The 24,291-nt window shown below is 53.8% G+C and carries 22 protein-coding genes, 1 tRNA gene and 1 other RNA gene; 10 read left to right on the top strand and 14 right to left on the bottom strand.

Going from position 1 to position 24,291, the window contains the following annotated elements; all coding sequences use genetic code 11:
- Positions 1–45: 45 nt before the first annotated feature.
- Together G340_RS0108145 and G340_RS16620 are read left to right on the top strand one after the other, a co-directional pair.
- Positions 46–1,350 carry a nucleotidyltransferase gene (locus G340_RS0108145; RefSeq protein ID WP_020073158.1) on the top strand — a complete coding sequence of 435 codons (1,305 nt, stop codon included), beginning with the start codon at positions 46–48 and terminating at the stop codon, positions 1,348–1,350.
- Positions 1,259–2,191, top strand: coding sequence for a hypothetical protein (locus tag G340_RS16620; protein WP_020073157.1), 933 nt, complete (start codon positions 1,259–1,261; stop codon positions 2,189–2,191). The genes G340_RS0108145 and G340_RS16620 overlap by 92 nt, the downstream gene beginning before the upstream one ends.
- A 184-nt stretch (positions 2,192–2,375) precedes the next feature.
- Here G340_RS16620 and G340_RS0108135 read toward each other — a convergent pair whose 3' ends face one another.
- The 5 genes from G340_RS0108135 to G340_RS0108115 form a co-directional block, all read right to left on the bottom strand.
- Complete coding sequence (locus G340_RS0108135; RefSeq protein WP_020073156.1) at positions 2,376–2,918, bottom strand: NADAR family protein; 543 nt, start codon at positions 2,916–2,918, stop codon at positions 2,376–2,378.
- Positions 2,893–4,245 carry a uracil permease gene (gene uraA / locus G340_RS0108130; protein ID WP_020073155.1) on the bottom strand — a complete coding sequence of 451 codons (1,353 nt, stop codon included), beginning with the start codon at positions 4,243–4,245 and terminating at the stop codon, positions 2,893–2,895. The genes G340_RS0108135 and uraA overlap by 26 nt, the downstream gene beginning before the upstream one ends.
- Positions 4,246–4,518: 273 nt before the next feature.
- The gene (locus G340_RS0108125) at positions 4,519–5,178 is read right to left on the bottom strand and encodes a flavin reductase (RefSeq protein ID WP_027103921.1); all 660 of its coding nucleotides are present in this window, start codon (positions 5,176–5,178) and stop codon (positions 4,519–4,521) included.
- An 85-nt stretch (positions 5,179–5,263) separates the two neighbouring features.
- The gene (locus G340_RS0108120; RefSeq protein ID WP_020073153.1) at positions 5,264–6,532 is read right to left on the bottom strand and encodes a replication-associated recombination protein A; all 1,269 of its coding nucleotides are present in this window, start codon (positions 6,530–6,532) and stop codon (positions 5,264–5,266) included.
- Positions 6,533–6,611: 79 nt separating this feature from the next.
- Positions 6,612–7,865 (bottom strand): serine hydroxymethyltransferase, encoded by a 1,254-nt coding sequence (locus G340_RS0108115; protein ID WP_027103920.1) that lies wholly within the window; start codon positions 7,863–7,865, stop codon positions 6,612–6,614.
- Positions 7,866–8,012: 147 nt separating this feature from the next.
- On the opposite strand from G340_RS0108115, the gene nth reads away from it, so the two are divergent.
- Both nth and G340_RS0108105 read left to right on the top strand, forming a co-directional pair.
- Positions 8,013–8,669: an endonuclease III gene (gene nth, locus G340_RS0108110; RefSeq protein WP_020073150.1), complete on the top strand. Its 657-nt coding sequence runs from the start codon at positions 8,013–8,015 to the stop codon at positions 8,667–8,669.
- A 103-nt stretch (positions 8,670–8,772) separates the two neighbouring features.
- Positions 8,773–8,848 (top strand) — tRNA-Ala (locus G340_RS0108105).
- Between the two features lie 571 nt (positions 8,849–9,419).
- On the opposite strand, the gene G340_RS18460 is transcribed toward G340_RS0108105, so the two are convergent.
- A complete protein-coding gene (locus G340_RS18460; RefSeq protein ID WP_326522356.1) occupies positions 9,420–9,854 on the bottom strand; it encodes a helix-turn-helix domain-containing protein in 435 nt (144 codons plus the stop codon).
- Positions 9,855–10,130: 276 nt separating this feature from the next.
- Between G340_RS18460 and G340_RS0108080 the strand changes: the two genes are divergently transcribed.
- The 5 genes from G340_RS0108080 (at position 10,131) to larE (ending at position 15,050) form a co-directional block, all read left to right on the top strand.
- A complete protein-coding gene (locus tag G340_RS0108080; RefSeq protein WP_051092149.1) occupies positions 10,131–11,621 on the top strand; it encodes a nicotinate phosphoribosyltransferase in 1,491 nt (496 codons plus the stop codon).
- A 319-nt stretch (positions 11,622–11,940) separates the two neighbouring features.
- Positions 11,941–12,291: RNase P RNA component class A (gene rnpB, locus G340_RS17255), an RNA gene on the top strand.
- A 118-nt stretch (positions 12,292–12,409) separates the two neighbouring features.
- Positions 12,410–12,706 carry a hypothetical protein gene (locus tag G340_RS0108075; RefSeq protein ID WP_154653145.1) on the top strand — a complete coding sequence of 99 codons (297 nt, stop codon included), beginning with the start codon at positions 12,410–12,412 and terminating at the stop codon, positions 12,704–12,706.
- Positions 12,703–14,223 (top strand): nickel pincer cofactor biosynthesis protein LarC, encoded by a 1,521-nt coding sequence (larC, locus tag G340_RS0108070; RefSeq protein ID WP_020073143.1) that lies wholly within the window; start codon positions 12,703–12,705, stop codon positions 14,221–14,223. Before G340_RS0108075 ends, larC begins: the two co-directional genes overlap by 4 nt.
- A 14-nt stretch (positions 14,224–14,237) precedes the next feature.
- Positions 14,238–15,050, top strand: a complete 813-nt coding sequence (gene larE / locus G340_RS0108065) for an ATP-dependent sacrificial sulfur transferase LarE (protein WP_020073142.1) — start codon at positions 14,238–14,240, stop codon at positions 15,048–15,050.
- Positions 15,051–15,055: 5 nt separating this feature from the next.
- On the opposite strand, the gene G340_RS0108060 is transcribed toward larE, so the two are convergent.
- Positions 15,056–15,205, bottom strand: coding sequence for a hypothetical protein (locus G340_RS0108060; RefSeq protein WP_177309659.1), 150 nt, complete (start codon positions 15,203–15,205; stop codon positions 15,056–15,058).
- A gap of 327 nt (positions 15,206–15,532) precedes the next feature.
- Between G340_RS0108060 and G340_RS17245 the strand changes: the two genes are divergently transcribed.
- Positions 15,533–16,402 (top strand): L,D-transpeptidase family protein, encoded by an 870-nt coding sequence (locus tag G340_RS17245; RefSeq protein WP_020073139.1) that lies wholly within the window; start codon positions 15,533–15,535, stop codon positions 16,400–16,402.
- A 271-nt stretch (positions 16,403–16,673) separates the two neighbouring features.
- Here G340_RS17245 and G340_RS0108040 read toward each other — a convergent pair whose 3' ends face one another.
- From G340_RS0108040 to G340_RS18220, 7 genes are all read right to left on the bottom strand, one after another.
- Positions 16,674–18,005: a Na+/H+ antiporter NhaC family protein gene (locus tag G340_RS0108040; protein ID WP_020073137.1), complete on the bottom strand. Its 1,332-nt coding sequence runs from the start codon at positions 18,003–18,005 to the stop codon at positions 16,674–16,676.
- Between the two features lie 64 nt (positions 18,006–18,069).
- Positions 18,070–18,204, bottom strand: coding sequence for a hypothetical protein (locus G340_RS18455; protein WP_326522355.1), 135 nt, complete (start codon positions 18,202–18,204; stop codon positions 18,070–18,072).
- Between the two features lie 113 nt (positions 18,205–18,317).
- A complete protein-coding gene (ilvD, locus tag G340_RS0108035; RefSeq protein WP_027103918.1) occupies positions 18,318–19,997 on the bottom strand; it encodes a dihydroxy-acid dehydratase in 1,680 nt (559 codons plus the stop codon).
- Between the two features lie 71 nt (positions 19,998–20,068).
- Positions 20,069–21,037, bottom strand: a complete 969-nt coding sequence (locus G340_RS0108030; protein WP_020073135.1) for a C-terminal binding protein — start codon at positions 21,035–21,037, stop codon at positions 20,069–20,071.
- Between the two features lie 46 nt (positions 21,038–21,083).
- Positions 21,084–21,497, bottom strand: a complete 414-nt coding sequence (locus tag G340_RS0108025) for an aconitase X swivel domain-containing protein (protein WP_020073134.1) — start codon at positions 21,495–21,497, stop codon at positions 21,084–21,086.
- Position 21,498: 1 nt separating this feature from the next.
- Complete coding sequence (locus G340_RS0108020; RefSeq protein ID WP_020073133.1) at positions 21,499–22,704, bottom strand: aconitase X catalytic domain-containing protein; 1,206 nt, start codon at positions 22,702–22,704, stop codon at positions 21,499–21,501.
- 1,360 nt (positions 22,705–24,064) lie between these two features.
- Positions 24,065–24,291 (bottom strand): hypothetical protein (locus tag G340_RS18220; RefSeq protein WP_033402231.1); only part of this gene is annotated, 227 nt, incomplete at its 5' end.

The raw sequence follows: 24,291 nt of genomic DNA, 5'->3' as shown, positions 1-24,291 counted from the left end.
TATCATAGTACATTTTCACAAATATTTCAAGGAGTTTTTTACCCAATGACAGAGAAACCCTTGATTTCCGGCATAGTTGCCGAATTTAATCCCCTGCACCTGGGGCACCGTTATCTGATCCGGCAGGCAAAGCAGTCCTCTCCCGGCGGGCTGGCCATTGTTATGAGCGGAAATTTCGTGCAGCGGGGCGAACCCGCCGTCTTTTACAAATGGCCGCGCGCGCTGGCGGCCCTGCGCTGCGGCGCCGATTTGGTGCTGGAGCTGCCGGTCAGCTTTTCCGTGGCCGGCGCCGAACGGTTCGCCTTTGGTGCCGTTTCGGTACTGAACGCGCTGGGCTGTGTCGACCGCCTCGTCTTCGGCAGCGAAAGCGGCGATGTAAAGGCACTGTTTTTCATTGCCGAAACGCTGCTCAGCCCCGCATTTCAGGCAGCCGTGAAAAACCGCCTTGCCTTTGGCGTACCGTTCGCGGCAGCGCGGCAGGCCGCGGCGCGGGAGCTTCTCGGCGACCCGGCGGCTCTTCTGCAAGAGCCCAACAATATTTTAGGCATTGAATACTGCAAGGCGCTGCTTCGCACCCATTCCTCCATGCGCCCGCAAACGGTAAAGCGCATCGGCGCTCCGCACGACGCGCAGTCTTTCGCCCCCCAAACCCAGATTGCCTCCGCTTCGCAGATTCGGCAGCGCCTGCTGCAAAACGAATCCTTTGCTTCTTATGTTCCGGAAGAGGTCTACCCCATTTTTCAGCGGGAGCTTTTGGCCGGGCGCGCGCCCGCGTCCCTCTCCGCCCTCGAAACCGCCCTTCTGGCGCGGCTCCGCTCCATGAGCCGAGAAGAGCTCTCCCTGCTGCCGGACATCAGCGAGGGGCTGGAAAACCGCATTTACAGCAGCATCCGCACCTCCGCTTCTCTGGAGCAGCTCCTCATTTCGATCAAATCCAAGCGATATTCCCATGCACGAATCCGCAGAATCCTGTTATCCGCTTTTTTAGGCCTGAATCAGCGGGAGCTTCCGGAAACCCCTGCGTACCTTAGAGTATTGGCTTTTAATGAAACCGGGCGGGAAATGCTGCGTGTGATGAGGCACACGGCCAGCCTGCCGATTGTGACAAACGCCGGCGATTTTACCCGGCTTGGCGGCGGCGCCAGGGCGATGTTTGAAACAGAATGCAGCACAACGGATCTTTATTCCCTCTGCACCCCGGAAAAGGGCCCCTGCGGGCTGGAAATGACCTGCGCATATTGGGAAAGGAAGGATTTTTTTGGCAATTCAAATCAAGGAAACGGAATACCTGAACTACGGCCGGTGCGTACATATCAGCAACGGCATCATCGAAGTAATGGTGACGATTGATGTGGGCCCCCGGATCATTCACTTTTCTCTGGTCAACGGAGAAAACATGCTCTTCACCGATCAGGACCGCAAGTACCGCGCGTTCGGGGAGGAATTCGACCAGCTGTACGGGGAAGGCTCCGTTTTTTACAATTACGGCGGCCACCGGCTTTGGCTCAGCCCCGAAAGCACCCCCGACACCTACTACCCGGACAACGAGCCGGTGGTGTACGGCATTCTTTCGGAGGGTGTCAGCTTTTTGCCCGCACGGCAGAAGCACAACGACATACAGATCGGCTTTGAGGTGATGATGAACGAGAACACCTCGGACATCATGGTGGTGCACAGCGCCAAAAACTGCTCGAAAGACCCGAAAACCCTTGCGCTGTGGGCCATTACGATGATGGCCCCCGGCGGGTTCGAGATCATCCCGCAAAATCAGGGCGAAGACCCTTTGCAGCCGGATCGCTCGCTGATTCTGTGGCCGTATTCCGATCTGCGCGACCCCCGCGTATTCTGGGGCAACCGCTTCATCACCATGCGCCACGATTCCTCCGTCGCCTCCGCCTTTAAAATCGGTATGAACAACCGGGTGGGCTGGGCCGCATATCTCCGAAAGAACGTCGCCCTCATCAAACGATACGTACACAATGTTCACGCCGCCTACCCGGATTTTGGAGCGTCGTATGAATCCTATACCAACGGCGATTTTCTGGAAATGGAATCGCTGAGCCCCTTATATCACATTGAGCCGGGCAACACCGTGCGTCATGTGGAAAATCTGACCCTGCAGCGGATTGACCAGCCGCCGAAGCCCGACGATGAAGCGTCGCTGGACGCGTTTGCCGCCGAGCTGGGATAATCCAAAAACGAAAAACAGCCCCCTTTCCAATTCGGTTCCATCCGGTCAGAAAAGGGGCTGTTTGCTTTTGTATATTCAAAACGCTTGCACCGAAAAATCTGTCGGTTAGGGCTGTTTGTAAATTGAAAAACGCCGACTTTTGCTTTTACAAGCAGCCCCTTGGCAAACCAAAGCCGCTCTACCATTACAATCTTTCTCGGACTTTCATCAACGAGAACCCCAACAAATTCTGCCCATTCCATTCATTCATATGAAACCGCTTTTCATCCTTCATAGATAGACCGATTCCCCAAATTCTGTCCTGCACCGCGCATTCCGCGAGAATATGTTGGTGAGTTGCAAGCAGCAAGTCTCTCAGCTCACTGTTCTGTGCAAATTTTTCGATCAATCCCTCGTATACGACAATTTGTCTGACACCGCTCCAGACTGCTTCCTCATAATTGCGAACAGAGCGTCCTAATGCCTTGATTTTTCCTACATCAGATGTTCCTAAAATCTGCGAAGCGATTTCACTGTCTTGAAAGAGCATCGCTTTCTGGTACATCATATATTGTTCCATTGATGAAAATTTCATGCCGTCTTTTTCAAAATCTGAAAGAAACCAATTACTCAAATAACCATTCGGCTCATCTGCATTATGAAAACATATTATTTTTTTCATTTTAATGACTTCACTCTTTCTATCAAGAATCTTCAAAGCCTTAATCTGCCACTGCTTCGGAGCCATCCTCCTCGCTGTCGTTGGTCAGGTGCAGGCGGTCGAGAATGTAGAAGATCAGCCCCATGGCCATGCCGACCACACAGGCCAGCACCATGCCCTTGAGCTCCACGCTGCCCAAATGCAGCGATACGCCGGACAGACCCGTGACAAAAATGACCGAGGTCATGATGATGTTGCGGTTCTTGCCGAAATCCACGCGGGAATCCACGAGGATGCGCAGACCGGATGCGCCGATCATGCCGTACAGCAAAAACGAAATACCGCCGATGACCGGGCCGGGGATCGTCGCGATCAGCTCTGAGAATTTGCCGATAAAGGAGCTGACAATCGAAAGCACCGCCGCGCCGCCGATCACCCACACGCTGTATACGCGGGTCATCGCCATCACGCCGATGTTTTCGCCGTAGGTGGTGGTGGGCACCGCGCCCACCATGCCGGAGGCCATGGTGGAAAAGCCGTCGCCCATCAGCGAGCGGTGCAGGCCCGGGTCTTTGAGCAGATCCTTTTCAATCACCTTGCCGGTGACGATCTGGTGGCCGATATGCTCCGAGATCAGCACCAGCGCAACCGGCAGCATGGTGACGACCGCGTCCAGCCGGAACTGCGCAAGCTGAAAATGCGGCAGAGAGAACAGACTGGCCTGCTCTACCGGCTCAAAATTCACAATACCGAGAACCGCAGCCGCAATATACCCGCCGATGATGGCGATCAGAATGGGAATAACAGAAAGGAAGTTGCGGAACAGGATGGAGCCGAACACCGCAATCCCCAGCGTAACGAGAAAAACGATGGCGTTTTTGGGGTCTACCGCTGTAACCACCTGCTGAAACAATCCCGCGGAGCCCTCGACCGGCACATAGCTGGTCTGCGTCAGAATTCCGGCGGTGGATGCCGCCGTGCCGGAAAGCTCCAGACCGATCAGCGCGACGACCGGGCCCATCGCGGCCGGAGGAAGAAGCTTGTCGATCCAGTCGGAGCCGAACCGCTTGATGACCAGTGCCAAAACCACCACCAGGCAGCCAACCGCAACAAAGCCGCCCTGCGCATAGGCAAACCCGCCGCCGGGCGCGTCCTTATACCGGTTGATGACGATGAGGGCCGGGCCGATGAACGCAAAGCTGGAACCGAGGTACGCCGGGCATTTTCCTTGTGTAATCCAAAAGAAAAACAGTGTGCCGACGCCGTTCATCAAAAGAACGACCGCGGGGTTGATCCCAAACAGCGTGGGAACCAGCACAGACGCGCCGAACATTGCGAACATGTGCTGTACGCTCAGCGGGATCGCCTGCCTCAGCGGCGGCTTTTCATGGGTTTGAATGATGTGTTTTGACATAGCTTGAATCATCCTTTTCTTTTATCTGAATATCGTTATTCCTCTGCAGAAAGAGCCGCGTATTTCCCCGTCTTCGGCGGGGTATCCCTGTTTTCATGTCTTTTTTGCAAAAGAAGGTCTTTTGAAAAACGGCTCCAAAAAAGTAGGCCTTTGATGAAACGGGATGTCAAAAGCCTACCAAATCAGCCGCAAACAGCAATAAATGCCGAAAGCAGGCCAAAAGAAAAGCCCACCCGGTGTGCAAAGCACATCGGATTGAGCTTATCTGGTCTTCTATTTTCTGATAAATGCGGATTTTGGCGCCGCACAAATGGGGCAAAGCCAATCCTCCGGCAATTCTTCAAACGGAACATCGGGATCGTTGTAAATATAACCGCAAACCTTGCAAATGAACTTTCCGCCGTCCGAACCGGAGTTGCTCTCCGCAATGGAACGGTAGGTCGGCGCGTTTTTGGGAGCGGAGCCCTTGAGCGCCCGATGGTAATACGCGTAGGTCATCGGCGTGCCGACCACCTTGTCGCTGCCGGCAATCACCTCGGCCAGAAACACCGTATGCGTGGAGGTTTCTACCCGGCTGACCACCTTACACAAAAACCAGCAGCAGGCGTTTTCTTTAATGACGGGAACCCCCTCCGCCAAAACGCGGTGACGGATGTTTTTCAGCTTGTTGGAATTTCTCCCGGAATTGAAGCCCAGCGCACCGATGACAGTGCCGGGGGTATCCTCCGACAAAATGGAAACAGAAAAAATTCCGGTCTCCCGGATACATTCGTGGCTGTAATTATCGTGATGCATACTGACAGCAATAACGGGAGGATTCGTGTTCGTAACCTGAATCACCGTATTCACAATACATGCCGACGGCCCGTTTTCACCCTTTACGCCAATGGCGTACATTCCGTATGACAAGGTAGTTAAAATCGTACTATCCAATCAGTATCCCTCCCCATGGATCCAACATGAGTCCAAAATTATATATATCATAGCACCGAGCGTGCAAAGATACAAGAGCTTATTTTTATTTTTCCTCCACGATTTTTTTCCAGTACTGCAAAAACGCCTGCTCGTTTTTGTTCAGGCCCGGGGTGTAGTACCGCGCCCCGCTCAAAAGATCGGGCAAATACTGCTGCGCCACCCAGTGATCCGGGTAATCGTGGGGGTACAGATAAAACTGCCCCTTCTTCGCCTGATCGGCCCCGTCGAAGTGCTTATTCTGCAGCCCGCGCGGAATCGGCCCGGATTTGCCCGCGCGAATATCGGCAAGCGCCGCATCTACCGCCAAATAAGCGGAGTTGGATTTCGGCGCCATACAGACCAGAATCACCGCGTTCGCAAGCGGAATCCGCGCTTCCGGCAGGCCCACCTGCAGAGCGGTGTCCACCGCGGCCTTTGTAATGGGAATGATCTGCGGCCAGGCAAGGCCGACGTCCTCATTGGCGCACACCAGCAGCCTGCGGCAAACGGACGGCAGATCGCCGGCCTCGAGCAGCCTTGCCAGGTAATGCACCGCGGCGTTGGGGTCGGAGCCGCGCATGGATTTTTGAAACGCCGAAAGCAGGTCGTAATGCTCGTCGCCGTCCTTATCATAGCGCACGGCGCTTTTCTGCGTCAGCTCGCTCGCGGCCTCCAGCTCCACCAAAAGGCCGCCCGCCCCGCGCCTGGCCGAAAGCGTGCACAGCTCCACCGCATTCATCGCCTTGCGCACATCGCCCCCGCACGACTGGGCAATGTGCAGGTCTACCCCGTCGGCGCGTGTGATCTTCTCCCCGCGCTCCTGCTCCAGCAGAGCAAACGCTCGCTCCACCGCGTGCAGAATGTCCCCGGTATCCACTGCTTTGAACTCAAACACGGTGCTGCGGCTTAAAATCGCGTTATACACATAAAAATACGGATTTTCCGTCGTGGAGGCGATCAGCGTGATCTGTCCGTTTTCAATGAATTCCAGCAGCGTCTGCTGCTGCTTTTTATTGAAGTACTGAATTTCATCCAGATACAGCAGCACTCCGTTGAGCGTTTCCAGCGTGCCGAGAGACTCCACCACGGCGCGGATATCCGCCGTGGATGCGGTGGTGCCGTTCATCTTCACCAGCTTGCGCTGCGTTTTGCGGGCGATGATCGAAGCGACGGTGGTTTTCCCCACGCCGGACGGCCCGTAGAAGATCATATTCGGGATTTCGCCGGAATCGATGATGCGGCGCAGGGCTCTGTCCGGGTTCAGCAGGTGGCGCTGCCCCACCACCTCATCGAGCGTCTGCGGGCGCAGGCGCTCTGCCAAAGGCACTGACAATTGAAATCCATCCTTTCAAAAAAGCGGCGCAGCATTCGGGCTGCGCCGCTTCTGACAAATATCGGGTTAACTGGCCGGATCAGCGATACAGCGGGTAACGGCTGCAAATGCTCTCCACCTTCGCGCGAATCGCGTCCTGATTGCCCTCAAAGCTCTGCGCGGCCATTGCGATGCACTCGGCAACCAAATCCATATCCTGCGTATTCAGGCCGCGGGTGGTCACCGCAGGCGTGCCAAGGCGCAGACCGCTGGTAACAAAGGGACTTCTCTGCTCGTTCGGAACCGTATTCTTGTTCGCGGTGATGTACACCTCGTCCAACCGGTGCTCAAGCTCCTTGCCGGTCAGCTCCTCGCCGCTCAGGTCGACCAGCATCAGGTGGTTGTCCGTTCCGCCGGAAACCAGCCTTAAGCCCCGCTTTGTCAGGCCGTTGGCCAGCGCCTGCGCGTTGTCGATGATCTGCTGCTGGTACTCTTTGAACTCGGGCTGAAGCGCTTCCCCAAGGCAAACCGCCTTGGCCGCGATGATGTGCATCAGGGGGCCGCCCTGTGTGCCCGGGAAGATCGCCTTGTCGATCGCCTTGGCATATTTCTCTTTGCACAGGATCATGCCGCCGCGCGGGCCGCGCAGGGTTTTGTGCGTGGTGGTGGTGACAACATCGGCCCACTCGATCGGGCTTGCGTGCAGCCCAGCCGCAACCAGACCGGCAATATGCGCCATATCGACCATCAGGTAAGCGCCGCACGCGTCGCAGATTTCGCGGAAGCGTTTGAAATCGAGCGCGCGGGGATACGCCGAAGCGCCCGCCACGATCATTTTGGGCTTCACTTCCATCGCCTGCTCGTACAGCTTGTCATAATCAATGCGATGGGTTTCGGCATCCACGCCGTAGGCAACAAAACGGTAGTAGCTGCCGGACATATTCACGGGAGAGCCGTGCGTCAGGTGCCCGCCCTCGGCCAGATTCATACCCATTACGGTGTCGCCGGGCTGGAGCAGCGCAAAATACACCGCCAGGTTCGCCTGCGCGCCGGAGTGGGGCTGCACATTCGCGTGCTCCGCGCCAAACAGGCGGCACGCGCGCTCCCGCGCGATCTCTTCCGCAACGTCCACATACTGGCACCCGCCGTAGTAGCGCTTGCCCGGGTAACCCTCGGCATACTTATTGGTCAGGATGCTCCCCATTGCGGCCAGAACCGCGGGGGAAACCATGTTTTCAGAAGCAATCAGTTCCAGATTTCTCTGCTGGCGTCCCAGCTCCTGCTCCATAGCAGCCCCAACCTCACTGTCGAAACGGGAAACAAATCCGATGGTATCCATCATTTCACTGAACATTGGCAACCCTCTCTCGTGTTTTCTTACCGCTTATTATACACGCGATTTCGGCAAAAGGCAATCCGGTCATTTCTATAAAATGATCTTTCCTTTTGTCGATTTTTGTATTAGAATGAAAGAAAATGCCGCAAAAAGGATGAGCCAAAAATGACAAAAAAGCAGCTGGCCAAGCTGGCCGTGGAAGCGCTGAAAAAAGAATATCCGGATGCCATCTGTTCGCTGGAATACCGCGACCCGCTCCAGCTTCTGATCTCGACCCGCCTTTCGGCCCAGTGTACCGACGCGCGGGTGAATCTGGTAACGCCGGCCCTGTTTGCCCGTTTCCCCACGCTGGAGGCTTTTACACAGGCCAACGTGGAGGAAATCGAGGAGCTGATCCGTTCCTGCGGGCTGTATAAAACGAAGGCGCGCGACATTCTTGCCATGTGCCGAAAGCTTGCGGAGGAATACGGCGGTGTGATCCCCGACACAGTCGAGGAGCTGACCAAGCTGCCGGGCGTAGGGCGAAAAACCGCAAATCTGGTGGTTGGGGATATTTATCATAAGCCCGCCGTTGTAACCGACACGCACTGCATCCGCATTGCGGGGCGGCTGGGCCTGACGAAAAGTAAGGTTCCCCTGCAGGTGGAAAAGGATCTGCGCGCGGTGCTGCCGCCGGAGGAATCCAACGACTTCTGTCACCGGCTGGTACTGCACGGCCGGGCCGTATGCCAGGCGAGAGCAGCGCACTGCGAAATTTGCTGTATGAACGGTTTTTGCAAAACAGGGATATCGGAGTTGGCGGAACCCAAGGTAAAAAAATAATTCATACTTTTTGAAAAATCTTCTTGAAAAAATAGAAACCCCATGATATAATAAACAGCGTTGAAATTCGCCGGCGTTTTTCGCCGTGATTTTACAATGCTATGGGCTCGTAGCTCAGCTGGGAGAGCGCCGCGTTCGCAACGCGGAGGTCGAGAGTTCGATCCTCTTCGGGTCCACCATAATATTTAGAAAGCGAACTCCTTCCGTTTGGTAGAAGTTCGTTTTCTTATATACACACTAACCAAATAGAAGCAGTCTCCTTTCGAGGAGGCTGCTTCTATTTATGGGTCACAAGGGCAAGCCGGGAAAACCACAAGTTTGTCTGAGTTGCAGGCAAAAGGAGGAGCTCGCGGCATGCGGGTAAAAATTGCCCTGCCCGATCCTCTCGGGATTCATCATGCACAGGGAAGTCTGCAAAACAGATTTTCCTGTTCTCTTTTCCTCATGCCGTGCACATAAGCAACGCATCTTCGGGCTTTACGCTTGAGCGGGTACGGGGCCGGGGAGCGTGACGGGAAACAGCCCCGCGGGAAGTCTGTATCTGCTGTCGGCCTCCCTGACAATGCGATTCAGAAACCATATACATACCCATTATATTCGCAAAAGCCGCGCAAAAGAGGATCGGCAGACAGTGAACACCCACTGTCTGCCGATCCATACTGCCCAAATTTCACCACGGTTAACAAAAACACTCCTGCAACACCGCGAAGAAATACGGGATGCGATTCTCTTGCAAAGATGCCGCCGGAATCAGTCTTCACGACCGAGCAGCCAGTCAACAGATACGTTCAGAATATTCGATAAAGCCACCAGTTCAAAATCCGTTACGTAGCGGATCTGCCCCTCCAGTTTAGAAAGGCCTGATGCATTCATGTCAATTCCGTTCACCTGCAGCTGAGCCAAAAGTTCCTTTTGTTTCATGCCCAGGTTCTTCCTGGCCAGTTCCACATGGGCACCTACCAAATTGCGATTACCCAGGGCTTGCTTGCGTAATCTCATTCTTTCATCTCCCCGTTGCTCAGGCCGTATTTTACCGGCCAGAAAATAATAATCAGTTTTCCCCTCTTCAACAAAAAAGGTACAAAATTGCTGTCGCTTTTTTGAAAGCAAAGTATCATTATAAGAAATAAAAATACCACTATCCGGAATACATTCCATTATAGTAGATAAAATCGAAAAACGCAACAAAAATCATACAAAATTTTAAGAATTAATCCGTTTAATTTGCTGGTTTCCCGTGGAATGGCCCCAACCTTGTCGAATGTCAAAAAAACATTGTTATTTAAAGGGTTTCTTGTTATAATACTATTCAACAAAGCGTCCGGCATGTTTTTGGGGCTTGCCCCGATTTCGGGCAAAAAGCTTGAATCCCGCGCAGCGTTCCCTCTTTGCTTTCTGATTTATAATATGCACAAACACCGCAAAGAGATTATGCTGTAATCATTGCTACTAACGAGGTGTATGGATTTGGAGGAGACAACACAAACTCCATTTGGCAAGAATCTGACAATGCTCACCGATTTTTATGAAATAACCATGGCCAACGGCTATTTCACCAACGGTTTTCAGGACAAAATCGTTTATTTTGATATGTTTTTCAGAAAAATTCCGGATGGCGGCGGCTTTGCGATTATGGCTGGCGTACAGCAGCTTGTGGAATATCTGCAGAACCTCTCTTTCACGCCGCAGGATCTGGAATACCTGCGCTCCACCGGAAAGTTCAACCAGACCTTTATCGATTATCTGGCCGATTTTCATTTTGAGTGCGATGTGTGGACGGTTCCGGAGGGTACCCCCATCTTCCCCGGCGAGCCCATTGTCACGGTACGCGGCCCTGTGATTCAGGCGCAGTTTATCGAAACCATGGTGCTTTTGTGCGTCAACCACCAGACCCTGATCGCGACGAAAGCGAACCGGATTGTGCGAGCCGCCAGCGGCCGTTCCGTGATGGAATTCGGCTCCCGCCGCGCGCAGGGCTTTGACGGCGCGGTGTACGGCGCCAGAGCGGCGTACATCGGCGGCTGTGCCGGCACCGCCTGCACCATCTGCGAACGCGATTTCGGCATCCCCGCAATGGGCACCATGGCGCACAGCTGGGTGCAGCTGTTCGACACCGAGCTCGACGCGTTCCGCGCGTATGCCCGCGAATACCCCAACCAGTGTGTTCTGCTGGTAGACACTTATAATGTATTGCAGTCCGGCATTCCGAACGCGATACGCATCTTTAACGAAGAGCTGGTTCCGAAGGGTTTTCGCCCCGCGGGAATCCGCATCGACAGCGGCGACATCACATACCTCTCCCGCAAGGCGCGCGAGATGCTGGACGCCGCCGGGTTCGAGGATTGCGGCATCTGCGCCTCCAATTCTCTGGATGAATACATCATACGCGACATGCTGATACAGGGTGCGCAGGTCGACAGCTTCGGCGTCGGCGAACGCATGATCACCTCGGCCTCGGAACCGGTGTTCGGCGGGGTGTACAAGCTGGTTGCCGTAGAACGGGAAAACGGCAGCATCGAGCCCAAAATCAAAATCAGCGAAAACGTGGCAAAAATCACGACGCCCGGCTTTAAGCGCCTGTGGCGCCTGTTCGACCGTCACAGCGGCAAGGCGATTGCCGATGTGATCACGCTGCACGACGAGCTGATCGACGACAAAATGCCCTATGTCATCTTCGACCCCGAATACATCTGGAAGCGCAAGCGTGTGGAGAACTTTCGCGCGGTACCGCTGATGACTCAGATCTTCAAGGCCGGGCAATGCATCATGCAGCCGCGCGATCTGCATGAGATCCGTGAATACTGCATCGCGCAGGTAGACACGCTGTGGGAGGAAGTTACCCGCTTTGAAAATCCGCACCGCTATTATGTTGACCTTTCACAGCGGCTGTGGCAGATGAAAGACAGGCTGATCACGAACCACAACTTTGACAAGCCAGCCGATCTGGTGTGATGCGCGCCATAAAAAAACAATTGTTTCTCCCCCGCTCCGGCGGGGGAGAATTCGCTTTTCGCACAACTTGAAAAAGAATGGGACAACATGGAGCTGATCCTAAAAAGAATCGTGAGCCGACGATTGAAAGGCTGTGCGGATTTTGAAGCTCCGAGTCTTGGTATTTGCGGCGGAACAAAACCGCTCTGTGAAGAGCACTGAGTTCCGACAGATTTCAGACGAGTTTTTGGAGGGCGAAATCCCCCATGTGCGCATGAGATTGCACTGCAGCCTGACAACAGCTTGACAACAAAATAAAAAACCGTTAAAATAAGCAATGCGAGCAGGCTGAACAGTCGCGGGTAACGCCCGAAAGGGCCTATCCGAGGAAAGTCCGAGCTCCACAGGGCAAGAATAACGGCTAACGGCCGCCGGGGGCGACCCCAGGGAAAGTGCAACAGAGAGATACCGCCTGCGCTTTGCGCGGGTAAGGATGGAAAGGCGGGGTAAGAGCCCACCAGCGCGCGGGAGACCGCGCGGCTATGTAAACCCTATTCGGAGCAACACCGGAATGGGACAAATGCGTCGGCCCGGCGCGTCCCGAACAGGTGGCATTGAGCTGCGGCGGCAACGCCCGGCCAAGATAGATGACTGTTCACGACAGAACTCGGCTTACAGGCCTGGTCGCACCCACAAAACGACACTTCCTAAAAAACACCTTTTCTTTCGGCAATGATCATCCGGAAATCATCCCACGGGGAACGAATTCTCCGGCCGCCCCAAGCATGCGGAAAACGGCGAAAAAAGGATTGGAAGATGAATCTGACCATGAAGGTTCTAGCTGCCGTATGCAGCTTGTTCCTTCGTGGTTTTTCTTATATCCGCTTTTCACATCAGCGCTGTACAAACAAACCTCTAAACGAGAGCGTTTTGGAGCGCGGGGAACCGCCGCCGGCGGTTTGCTGCCCCTCCCGGTGAATTCGCACCTGAAGGGCGCATTGCGGGAACAGCCTTTTGAAAGCCATCCGGCTTTCAAAAGAATGGACGATATTGCCGGGGATCCGGCAGGCATAAATGAATCGATGAAACGGAGGCAAATGGAATGAAAACTCTGTATATGGACTGCTTTTCGGGCATCAGCGGCAACATGACGATCGGCGCGTTTCTGGATTTGGGCGTGGATAAGGAGCTGCTGCTGCGCGAGCTTGAAAAGCTGCATGTGGACGGCTACCGGATTGAAATTAACAAAAAACAGAAAAACGGGATTACAGGCACTTATTTCGACGTCATTCCGGAGGAAGCCCCCTCCTCTCACCAGGAAGATGTGCCGGGAGCAGATCAGGAATCGGATGCAGAACAGAAGGCTCTGCCCAGATGCACCTGTAAGCATCACCGTGCCTACTGTATCTGTGGGAAAAACAAGCTGCCGGATAAGTATGGCAGAAAAAAGAAGAAGCACAAGAAAAAACATAAGTACCTCCTGAGTCACGACGGCAAACACTCCCACACAGAGGAAGTGTACTCTTTGCTTGGGCACGGGGAAGCGCACCATGACCATACTCATGATGATCATCATGAGCACCATGAACACGACCTGCACGAGCACGAACATGAGCACGGGCACAAGCATATACACGGACATACGCACGCGCCGCACCGCAATTTGCAGGATATTACCGAAATCATCGACGGCAGCGAGCTGTCTGACCGGGTCAAGCAGCTCTCCAAAAAAATATTCTCCTATGTGGCGGAGGCGGAAGCGAAGGTTCACGGCAAGCCGATTGAGAAGGTCCATTTTCACGAGGTGGGTGCCATCGATTCTATTATCGACATAGTCGGTACCGCCATCTGTGTGGACAGCCTGAATCCCGGCCGCATCGTCGCCTCTCCCCTGCCGGTCGGCTCCGGCTTTGTGCGCTGCCAGCATGGCCTGATCCCCGTGCCGGCTCCGGCTACGCTGGAGATTATCCAAAAGGGCGGCATACCGGTTTATGCAAACGGGATCAAAAAGGAGCTGGCCACCCCCACCGGCGCGGCAATCCTCGCTGCTCTGGCCGGGGAATACGGCCCGCAGCCGGAAATGGAGGTTCACGCCGTGGGCTACGGCGCCGGTCTGTATGATCTGGAAATCCCCAACACCCTGCGGCTGATTCTGGGCGAGACGATTTCGGTCAAAGAGAAACCGGAGCCCCAAAGCGGAGTGATTCTGGCCGAAACCAATATTGACGACACCACCGGGGAGGTGCTCGGCTACGTGATGGGCCGCCTGCTGGAGGCCGGCGCGCTGGACGTATTCTTCACCCCCATCTATATGAAAAAATGCCGCCCCGCCGTCACGCTCTCTTTCCTATGCGAAGCGTCTCTGGTGCAGGCGTTGGAGCAGATTGTATTTGAAGAAACCTCGACGATCGGCATCCGCAGAATTCCGGTGCAGAGAACCGTGATGGACAGAGTTCATGAAACCGCAGATACTCCCTATGGGAAAATCCGGGTGAAAAAAGTGACCTATGGCGGGACTGTCAAAAGATACGGTGAATTCGAGGATGTCAAGGCCGCCGCGGAGCGGCACGGGGTGCCGATTCAAAAAGTATACGACGCGCTCAAACGCAATGAAGCCGATTAGTGGGAGGAATACACATGGACGAGCTGCATGCAAAATATGAAAAGCTGGAGCAGTACCTGCGTTCTTTGGAAAGCGTCGCCGTGGCGTTTTCCGGCGGCGTGGATTCCACCTTTCTGCTGGCCGCCGCGCACAAGGCTCTGGGGGAGAAAGCCGTGGCCGTCACGGCGCGCTCCTGCAGCTTTCCGCAGCGGGAGCTGAACGAGGCCAAACGCTTTTGCGACCAAAACGGGATTCAGCACATCCTTGTCGATTCGGAAGAACTGCACATTTCGGGGTTTTCCGAAAACCCGGTGAACCGGTGCTACCTGTGCAAGACCGAGCTGTTCCAAAAAATTCGGGAGGTGGCGAACCGGCTGGGCCTGAACGAAATTGTGGAGGGCTCCAATCTGGACGACAACGGCGATTACCGCCCCGGGCTGATCGCCGTGGCGGAGCAGAATGTGAAAAGCCCCCTGCGGTACTGTGATCTCTCCAAGGCGGAAATCCGCACTTTGTCGAAGGAGCTGTGTCTTCCCACCTGGAGCAAGCCCTCCTTTGCCTGCCTTTCCTCCCGCTTTCCCTACGGCGAAAGGATCACGGAAGAGAAGCTCTCTCAGATTGACAAGGCCGAACAGATCCTGCTGGACTTGGGATTCCGCCAGGTACGCGTGCGTCACCACGGCAATCTGGCCCGCATTGAGGTGGAGGAGGAGCAGTACCCGAAGCTGCTCGACCGCGAGCTTCGGCACACCATCTCCGACCAGTTCAAAGCCCTGGGCTTTGTTTATGTTTCGATCGATATAACAGGCTACCGCACCGGCAGCATGAACGAAACGCTTGCCCTATAATCCATTCACCTGAAAATCATCCGCTTTTCAAGCTGCGATTCCCGCAGCGCATCTTTGAGGCGCGAAAGGGCGATCAGCGGCAGCAAACCGCCGTTGGGGCCGGCGCCGCACGATTCCCCGTGCGCTTCAAAATAGGATTGTTCTGAAGTTGGCACCGTATAAAAGGGGCCGTTTGAAAAATACAGATTTCTATAAAAGCCGGGAGCCACGAAAGGAAGTGACTCCCGGCATTTTTCTGCCGCACGGGTTCCAGCCGGACTCGCCTGTCCCGGCTGCCACAAGCGCCATGGTCTGCGCAGACTTTATCTTCCCCTTCTCTCCCGCAGGGAACAGGACGCAAGGGGGACGATCCCGCGCACTGGGAAACTGTTTCGGGCTCCTTATGCTTGACAAGAAAATCATATCCAACTATAATGGGCTCAAATGCAAAATAGGTGCATTTATGACAGATGCCGAAATTTTGATTAAAGGAACCGGGAATGATGAGAAGACAAAATAGAAAACCGAAAAAGTGGATCGCGCTGCTGCTGGCTGCCGCCGCTTGCCTGACTGCGGGATACGCGCTGCAAAATGTGGACGTGCTTCACACCCCGCAGCCGAATTCAAGTGCCGTTGCCCCAACCTCCTCTTCCCCGTCTTCCCAACCGCCCCCGGCGGCGGACTCGGAAGCCCCGCGCAGAGAAACTCCGCCGGAAAAACCGGTGTACCAGGGGGAAGCGCTGGACAGCCTGAACATTCGGCTTTCCGCCGGAATGGATCAGAACGTTGTGTTTGCCGTTTCAAAAGGAACCAGACTCAGCATTCTGGAGGGAGCCGACGGCGACTGGGTAAAAGTGAAAGCGCCGGACGGCCGAACCGGCTGGTGCAATAAGAATTATCTAAAAATCACACCGGCGGATCTCCCCGATGCTTCAAACGCGGCAAGGGAGCAGGAGACCTTCCCCGCTTTCGCGCAGGTTTCCTACGCAAAGGCGGCCCAGCCGCTCACCGTCTATGTTTCAATACGAGATCAGAAAGTTACCGTTGTGGACGCAAAAGACCTCGTCGTTCAGGTTTTTCCCTGTTCCACCGGAATGGAAGGCTATGAAACGCCCACCGGAACCTATACGGTTACGAACCGCGGTGAATCGTTCTATAACAAAAGCCTGAAGGAAGGCGCCTATTACTGGACGCAGTTCTACGGAAACTATCTGTTCCACAGTCCCCCTTTCGATGAAAACAGGGAAATGATCGCGGGAGAAGCTGAAAAATTGGGACAACCCGCCTCCCACGGATGTGTGCGTCTCTCGCTGGACAACGCAAAATGGTTCTATGACAACATCAAAAATGATACGAAGGTCGTCATTCAGTAGGGGGGCAAACCATCGCGCATGACGAGAGCGGAAGCTGAAAAGGAACAGCCTCTGGCGGAGTGTCCCCTCCCCGAAAGCTGCTGCTCGGGCGAAGCAATTGATTCGGGGATTGGGGAAACCGGCTTTCCTTTTCATTTACCGTGAGATGAGCAACCCAAAAGTTAGAGAAGGAAAAAAGCGAACCCGGGTGCGACCCGCACACGGCAAGCTCAAGTATGTATTCGGGGCAGACCCATCCGCAATGGATGAGTCTGCCCCGAGCCGTTTTTCCTTAGAAAATCATTGCTCCCACAATGCCAAAGACCAAAGCGCTCGAGACAAGGGTGATGATCTGCGGGATGCAGCTGTCCTGAATATGGTCGTGCTGCCCGTCGGCATTCAGACCAGCCGTCGGCCCCAGGGTGGAGTCGGAAGCAGGGGAACCTGCCTCGCCCATCGTCGCCGCGCCGACGATCAGGATGACAGTTGCGCCGACGCTGAAGCCGATCACCTGCGCGAACGGAACATACAGCGCCGCCAAAATCGGAACCGTGCCGAACGAGGAGCCGGTACCGATGGTAAGTACAAGGCCTACGAGAATCAGAACAATCGCGATGACGAGCTTGTTGGTACCAACCACGCTGATGGTGGATTGAACCAGAGCGTCAATTTGTCCGCTGCTGCTCAGCACGTTGCTGAACCCGGCTGCCGTGAGCATGACAAACGCCATAAAGCCCATGATGCCAATGCCCTGATTAACCACATCGCCCATATCCTTCATCTTTACCACGCCCAGCAGCAAAAACAGCAGCAAACCGGCCAGAGCACCCAAGATCATGGAGTCGAAAACGAGCTGAACCACAACAATCAAAATCACGCTGATCATCGTTGCCCACTGCGTTTTCATCAGGGTCTTTTCGCCCGGTGCGTTGGCATCCTCAGCAACGATTTCTTCCGGCACACCGCCGATGCCCTCCATCACATACTCTCTGGGCTTTCTGTAGAGGAAATATGCCGCAATAAAGCCGACAATCGTGCTCAAGCCAAGGAACCAGGTGTAGTGCCAAACATCCATTACCGCAATCGGCATGCCGAACTTTGTCATGTTCTGAGATACGATGGTGTGGAAGATCAAACCGAATCCGATCGGGAACGTGACCCAGGTTCCCTTGAGGCCAAACGCCAGCGCACAGGAAGCGAGGCGTCTGTCCAGCTTCATTTGGTTCATCAGCACCAGCATGGCGGGAATGATCATCGGCATAAACGCTATATGGATCGGAATAAAGGTCTGTGAGAGGAAAGACATGAAGATCAAAATCGCCAGCAGCTTCATTTTACTGCCTTTGATGATGCCCCCCATCTTCCCGGACAGCTTTGTCGTGAGGCCGCACCGCTCAATCGTTACGGCAACGGCTCCCAGCAGCACATAGCTGAGCGCCGCTTCACCGTTGCCCGCCATACCTTCCGTAAACAGGCCCATCGTATCGGAAACGCTCATTCCGGACAAAAGCCCGCCGATCAGGGAAGAAATAATGAGTGAAAAAACAACGTTGACTTTGACAAAACACAAAACCAGCATGACAATAACCGCTACCATAATCGGGTTAGTCAATAATGCGATCATTAAGTACCCTCCTTTTTTCTTTACAACTTTTCTGCTTTTACCGTTGGAATGCTCCCCGGCTGATTTACCACGCACCACACTGAACTGCCGGAAAAACAACGCGATTCCCTTTTGAAAGCATTTCGCCCTTCGGTTGATTTACGTCAACCCGGGCAATTTCCCCTCCTCTCGTCACGCGAGTTTCGATCTTCTGCTCCATCCTCGCGTGTTTTGAGATGACTGTTTGATCCCCTGTGCCGCCATGGGACAAACAGAATTTGCGATCTGTTTCATTGGCTATCACCGGCATTTCAGCCTTTGACTCGCCCCTGTTTACAGATCCCTATGTTTGATCACGGCGCCTTTCCACGCGGGTTCCACCAGTTTTCGGTATCTATTCAAATACCCGCTTTTGATGCGGCAGGGCGCCTCTTTTTGGAACGTTTCTCTTCTGGCCGCCAATTCCTCATCGCTGAGATCCACATGAATCGAACGCCGCGGGATATCGATCACAACGGAATCTCCGTCCCGCAGCAAAGCGATTGGGCCGCCGACAGCGGCCTCCGGACAGATATGCCCTACAAAGCACCCGCTGTTTGTGCCGGAAAAACGGCCGTCCGTGATCAGCGCGACTTGTTTTGCCAGCCCCAAACCGTCGATCCGCTTCATCAGCAGATACAGCTCGGGCATACCGGGCCCTCCGACGGGCCCCTCATACCGCACCACAATCACGTCGCCGGGTTGAATTTGGTTTTCCTGAGCCGCTTTCAGAGCGTCCGCCTCCGAATCGAAGCAGCGGGCCTTTCCCCGAAACACCTGCATATCCGGGGCAATCGCCGCGGGTTTTGTAACGGCCGAATCCGGCGCGAGATTTCCCCATAAAACGGCCAAACCACCGGAACCCGCATACGGTGTTTCCAGACTCTTTATGATGGCCTGATCGGTTTGCGCGAAAGAGGGCAACGCGTTCAAAACATCGGCTAACGATCGGGCAGCGGAGGTCATCACATTCAAGTCCAGAAGAGGCTTCAGCTCCTGTAATACGGCAGGGACGCCCCCGGCAAGGTGAAAATCGACCATGTTATAGGGGGACGCGGGATTGAGCTTCACCAGCAGCGGAGTGCTTCTGCACAGAGCGTCAAACTCTTTCATGTCGAATTCCAGCTCCAGCTCGTAGGCGACGGCGGGAAGATGCAGCGCAACGTTGGTGGAACCGCCGATCGCTGAACTAAGGCGCACCGCGTTGCTCAGACTGGCCTGTGTCATAACCTGTCTGGAGGCAATTCCCCGCCGAACCAGCTCGACTATAGCTTTGCCGGATTTCTGCGCCGCCTGCAGCCGCTCCGAATAAACGGCGGGAATCGTCGACGTACCCGGCAGAATCATTCCCAGAGCCTCCGCAACGCAGCTCATGGTGTTTGCCGTACCCAGCATGGAACAGGAGCCGCAGGTAGGCATAACTCTGTCCTCCAGCCGCTCGAATTCCTCTTGTGTGATCTTTCCGGCCTGATAAGCGCCCAGCGCTACCGCAAGGCTTGTGGCGTCCGCGGCTCTGCCGTTCCAGTCGCAGCCCCCCAGCGAGGGCCCTCCGTTGACAATCAGTGCGGGAAGGTCGATTCTGGCGGCTGCCATTAGCAGGCCGGGAATGATCTTATCGCAGGAACCGAGCAGCACCATTCCGGAAAATCGGTTGGCCTGCGACATTGCCTCCACGCTGTCGGCAATCAATTCTCTGGTGGGCAGGATGTACCTGGTGCCAATATGTCCCTCGGCAATCCCGTCGCAGGCGCCGATCAAACCAAACTCCACAGGCGTTCCTCCGGCAATGCGGATGCCGTCTTTAACGGCGTCCGCCACCTGCCGCAGGTTATAGTGCCCGGGAACGGCCGTACTCCAGGTGTTGGCGACCCCGATGAGAGGCTTTTGCAAATCCTCATCCGTATATCCCATTGTTTTGAACAAGGCCCTGTTTTCGGCTCTGTCCATTCCCTCCACTACATCGCGGCAACGCAATCTCATGGCAAAGTTCCTTTCTCAATGACTGTCGTTTTCAGGAGCAGGACGCCGCTGCCGAGCAGACGGGTTTAGTTGACCAGGTCATCCGGGTGTTCGCCGCGCAGCATCCGAATGGCATTCCACGCGGCCCGGTTGCGCAGTTCTTCAAAGGATTCCTGAGAAATATACGAAATATGCGGCGTGACGATACAATTCGGCGCGCTGAAGATCGGCTCCTGCTCTCTGGGCGGTTCATGGGCGATCACATCGACCGCGGCCCCTGCAATCACATGATTTTCCAGCGCCTGGATCAGCTCTTCCTCTTTCACAATCGCCCCGCGGGCGGTATTGATGAAATAGGCGGTGGGCTTCATGAGCGAGAATTCCCGCTCGCCGATCAGGCCGGTTGTGTTTTCGTCCAGCTTCACATTGAGGCTGACATAATCCGCCTGTCGCAGGCCCTCTTCCATGGTGACCGGCTCGATATCCAGCTTCCGGAGCGCTTCGTCGCTCCGGCTCGGATCATAGGCGATCACTCTCATGCCAAGGCTCCGGCAGCGCTTTGCCACCGTGCTGCCGATTCTTCCGCACCCGATCACAAACAGGGTGGAGTGAGAAATCCGGCGGGGAACCCGGGCCGCGGCCTGCGCCCCCCATTCCCCATTCTTCAAGTTGTCGTGGTAAAAGGTCAAACTCTTATAGAAATGGAAAATAGCTGCGAGCACGTAGTCGGCCAAATCCTCCGCACAGTAGCCCTGCACGTTTGTGACGCCGATTCCCTTTGCGCGGGCCGCCGCTGTGTCGATGCGGTCATACCCGCCGCCGAGCACGGCGATTCCCTTGCAGTTTTGCAGCCGCTGGATCACAGAAGCGGGAATCTGCGCGTAAACCTGCGCGATGATGGCATCCGCGCGGCAGCCGAATTCCTCCAGATCTTTTTCATAATCATAGCTGGAAAACCGCAGCTCACAATCGGGGTACTGCTGCCGCAGGACGTTTCCTTCTATCTCATAGTCCTTCCACTCCTCATCGATAAACCAAAACAGCGGACGATTCATTTTCATTTTCCTCCTTCATACGGTGGCGGGGGGTTGCCTGCGCGCTTTATTCCGATAAAATCTCTACGACGGAGTGGTCGGCATCCACGCGAATAATATCTCCGTCCTTCACCACATCGTAGAACGCCGGGTCTACCTTATCGACCATCGGAACCTCCATGATGATCGCGCTGGATACCAGAACGGTTTCCGGATGCTGGATGATCATCGCTTTCGGCGCGTTTCCCTTTGTATTGAGCTGGTAGATGCCGTCGGCCTGTACCACGGAGCTGCCCTTGCCGCTCGGGAAAATCAAAATTTTTCTGGCGATGCTCTTGCCTTCCAAATCGTGACCGGGCTCAATAACGGTGCCTGTTTTGGGGTCGATCAGGTAAAACATGATGTCATCCTTCGACACGACCGCTTCTCCCTCTACAACACCTTCCGAAATTTTATGACACTGAAATACCTTTTTCTCCATTTTATTTCACCTCACCTGTTAATGCCGCCTCGATGCAGGTATCCAGATCTCTGATGACGAAATGGATTCCTCTGCGCTGCGGATAGTACGCGCATTTGGGGGATTCCGTGATGCCGACCTTGCCGTTCAGATGGCCCCAGCAGGGCTGGTCGGGGCAGGTATCGGGAACAATGAAGCCGCCGGCCTGTGTGATGATCTCGTCCAGACCCATGCGCACCGCCATCTCTTTGACATGGCTCGAGGTCAGAATCCACATTTCTTTCCGGAGCTTCTTGCCCTCAATGCGCTCCGCGATGTGCTTTACCTCTTCCAATGTAAAGTGCGGGCACCCGAACATGGCAAAATCGATTTGACGGTTGCCCTCGAGGGAAATCTTCTTGAGCTCCTCCTGCAAATCCTCGTTGGTGATGACCACTTTGCGCTCCGGCTCTTTGCCGCCGAATGCCGCTTCGAGCGTGGGGGCCTCGGGCGTGAAGCCGACGATATGATACATGCCGTAAGCACCGGAGGTGTTCAGCTCTGCGCCGAGGTTTCTCAGCGCCTCTTTGCTGATGTGCTTCGGCAGGCCCGTGAATACCGGGATTCCGTTGCCGATTTTCTTTCCCATCATGCCAAGCATGTGGTAATCGTAGTCATTTTTCATCTCTGCCTGAACTTCGACAAGAATATTGCCCTTTCTGTTTTCATCCAGCAGAAGGCCGTACTCCGGCACAAAGCCGGTAACCGCGGCGCACAGGGCGCTGTTTGCGCCTTCGCGGTTCGTTCTCGCTCCCCACACGGAATTGACGTAGGGTGTCGCGCTGGACTCTGAGAACGCGATAATCTCCCCGTAATTCGGAACGTTCGTATCAATGTAAGGCGTACAGTTATAGCTAAGTACCGCACCGAGGCCCTTGTAAGCGTTGTGGGTTCTCTGCATCAAATCCGCGTACTCGGGGGAAACCATGTCGCGGCTTTGGAAAAACGAAAGACAAAATCCGGGGTTCACCGTGGGCGCTACCCTGCATCTTGCGCCCGCGTTCAGCAGCTTTTCCGCAAACCAAAGGTCTGCCTCCTGATTGCTCAGCGCAACGTGCGCCCTTGTGATGGGCACCATCCGTTCCGCGCCAAAGGATTCGCCGATCGCAACCTGTATTTTCATTGCGTATGCGGTTCCTTTGCCGTATTTACCGTCCAGCATATCCTGCTGTTCTTGTGTCAGCCTCATATTTCTTTCTCCTTTTTATCATTCTCAGTCCCAATAAGACTGGATGGGATACAATCGGTTGGCCGGGCATTCTCAAAAGAGAACGAGCGGCCGCAGGTTACCCTGTGGGAAGAGCATTCAGTTAATCCATCAGCATGCTAAATCAAAAGAAAACGGATGACTTATGATACTTTGGAAAGAGATAATATTTATAGAATCTTCTTTTAACTGTTCTTTAATTATAATTGTCATCTGTCAAAGAAACGTCTAAAAAACGTGTGAAAAACGAATAAATTATTGAATATTTTATAAATTTTCTTTGGGACAAGCAACAATTTATTACAAAAAAATTATCAAAAAATCAAATATCGCCCCATCTTTCAGTAAGCGATATGTATTATTATTCATTTCATATTCACACTGTTGATTTTCCCATCAAAACGCAGGGGAAAAAAAATTGGGCTGTTTTGGTATTCTGAAATACCAAAAATACTATTTTTTTTTATGAGCAGTAAATTTTCTCACAAAAAAAACAATGGTATCCATTGATTTTCTCATGATGAGCAAATCATCATTTTCGTCTGAGTTCCGAATAAATCTATTGCCCTACTATATTATCAAGTTAACTTACTAAAGCATATAACACATCATTTCGCATTTTTGATCCTCTTCCAGACCATATTGTCTGAACAGATTCGTCCCCCCCTTACATACCTCGATTTTAAAATGTTAATCAACAGAATCGCGCAGTGCTGCATTATTTTTGCAATATCACTGAATATATTCTACAAAGTAAAAACATTCTAAACTTGCTGCACATCAATTGAAATTTCAAAGGGGATAAAAGCAAAAAAAAATTTAAAACTCCGGCGAGCACTGCTCCTGAATGCCGCTTTTTTCTTCCGCCCGAAATATTTCGTCTGCTTTTATCGTTATTTCTTATCGTTAGTCCTATGATGAATCGTATTTTCCGTGTGCAATGTCTCAATGGGCAGTTTCTTTTTTAAACGGACATGCGAATACAGCGTCCCTCCCCCGCCCCAAACCGCAGAGGAAACCTGCCATTTTTAAAGTGGCAGGGGATTCATACGGCAAAGGACTGCCAAAAAAACGGTGCCGCTGCTCTTCGGCATGCAATATGGGTGTTCCGACAGATTTCTCATCGAATAAGATTGCCCGTTTATGAAATTACACAGATTAAATCTTTCATTTTATTGATAAAGCATTCTTTCAAAAGGGAGAAATTAATTTCACATACCTCAATAGAAAAACTAAATTCCGGTTGGATGGGCAGTCGGGCTGAAGTTACTCTTGCAAAAAAGCACCCGGAAGTAACTCTTACAAACATTGCAGCAGCTCTTGACTCACACCCAACGGTAACTTACAATAATAATACTTTACCTATGCGCAGGATAGGGCAACGCTGAGGAGCGACCTGAGCGGCGCATAGGGTTTGCGGGAAGGCAGCATCTTCAACAGGTGCTGCTTTTTTGCTGCCTTTCTGGAAACAAAAGCGATAAACCTCGGGGTTTAAGGGGCGGAGCCCCTTCGTCTTCTCCGATGGCGGCAGCACAGAAACGGAGATAACCATGGCTAAAAATTCACATT

It is taken from the genome of Faecalispora sporosphaeroides DSM 1294, from assembly GCA_000383295.1.
Classification (GTDB): domain Bacteria; phylum Bacillota; class Clostridia; order Oscillospirales; family Acutalibacteraceae; genus Faecalispora; species Faecalispora sporosphaeroides.
The sequence above is the reverse complement of the archived record's forward strand: the minus strand, read 5'-3'. Positions and strand labels throughout refer to the sequence as shown.

What these genes read in the sequence shown, in the direction of transcription:
- uraA (WP_020073155.1), bottom strand. Translation starts at nt 4,245, where the DNA reads ATGTCAAAACACATCATTCAAACCCATGAAAAGCCGCCGCTGAGGCAG.
- G340_RS18455 (WP_326522355.1), bottom strand. Translation starts at nt 18,204, where the DNA reads ATGGAGCAGAAGATCGAAACTCGCGTGACGAGAGGAGGGGAAATTGCC.
- G340_RS0108030 (WP_020073135.1), bottom strand. Translation starts at nt 21,037, where the DNA reads ATGAATCGTCCGCTGTTTTGGTTTATCGATGAGGAGTGGAAGGACTAT.
- G340_RS0108020 (WP_020073133.1), bottom strand. Translation starts at nt 22,704, where the DNA reads ATGAGGCTGACACAAGAACAGCAGGATATGCTGGACGGTAAATACGGC.
- G340_RS0108135 (WP_020073156.1), bottom strand. Translation starts at nt 2,918, where the DNA reads ATGGCTCCGAAGCAGTGGCAGATTAAGGCTTTGAAGATTCTTGATAGA.
- G340_RS0108080 (WP_051092149.1), top strand. Translation starts at nt 10,131, where the DNA reads ATGGATTTGGAGGAGACAACACAAACTCCATTTGGCAAGAATCTGACA.
- G340_RS0108115 (WP_027103920.1), bottom strand. Translation starts at nt 7,865, where the DNA reads ATGTTCAGTGAAATGATGGATACCATCGGATTTGTTTCCCGTTTCGAC.
- G340_RS17245 (WP_020073139.1), top strand. Translation starts at nt 15,533, where the DNA reads ATGAGAAGACAAAATAGAAAACCGAAAAAGTGGATCGCGCTGCTGCTG.
- larC (WP_020073143.1), top strand. Translation starts at nt 12,703, where the DNA reads ATGAAAACTCTGTATATGGACTGCTTTTCGGGCATCAGCGGCAACATG.
- G340_RS0108145 (WP_020073158.1), top strand. Translation starts at nt 46, where the DNA reads ATGACAGAGAAACCCTTGATTTCCGGCATAGTTGCCGAATTTAATCCC.
- G340_RS0108025 (WP_020073134.1), bottom strand. Translation starts at nt 21,497, where the DNA reads ATGGAGAAAAAGGTATTTCAGTGTCATAAAATTTCGGAAGGTGTTGTA.
- G340_RS0108040 (WP_020073137.1), bottom strand. Translation starts at nt 18,005, where the DNA reads ATGATCGCATTATTGACTAACCCGATTATGGTAGCGGTTATTGTCATG.
- larE (WP_020073142.1), top strand. Translation starts at nt 14,238, where the DNA reads ATGGACGAGCTGCATGCAAAATATGAAAAGCTGGAGCAGTACCTGCGT.
- nth (WP_020073150.1), top strand. Translation starts at nt 8,013, where the DNA reads ATGACAAAAAAGCAGCTGGCCAAGCTGGCCGTGGAAGCGCTGAAAAAA.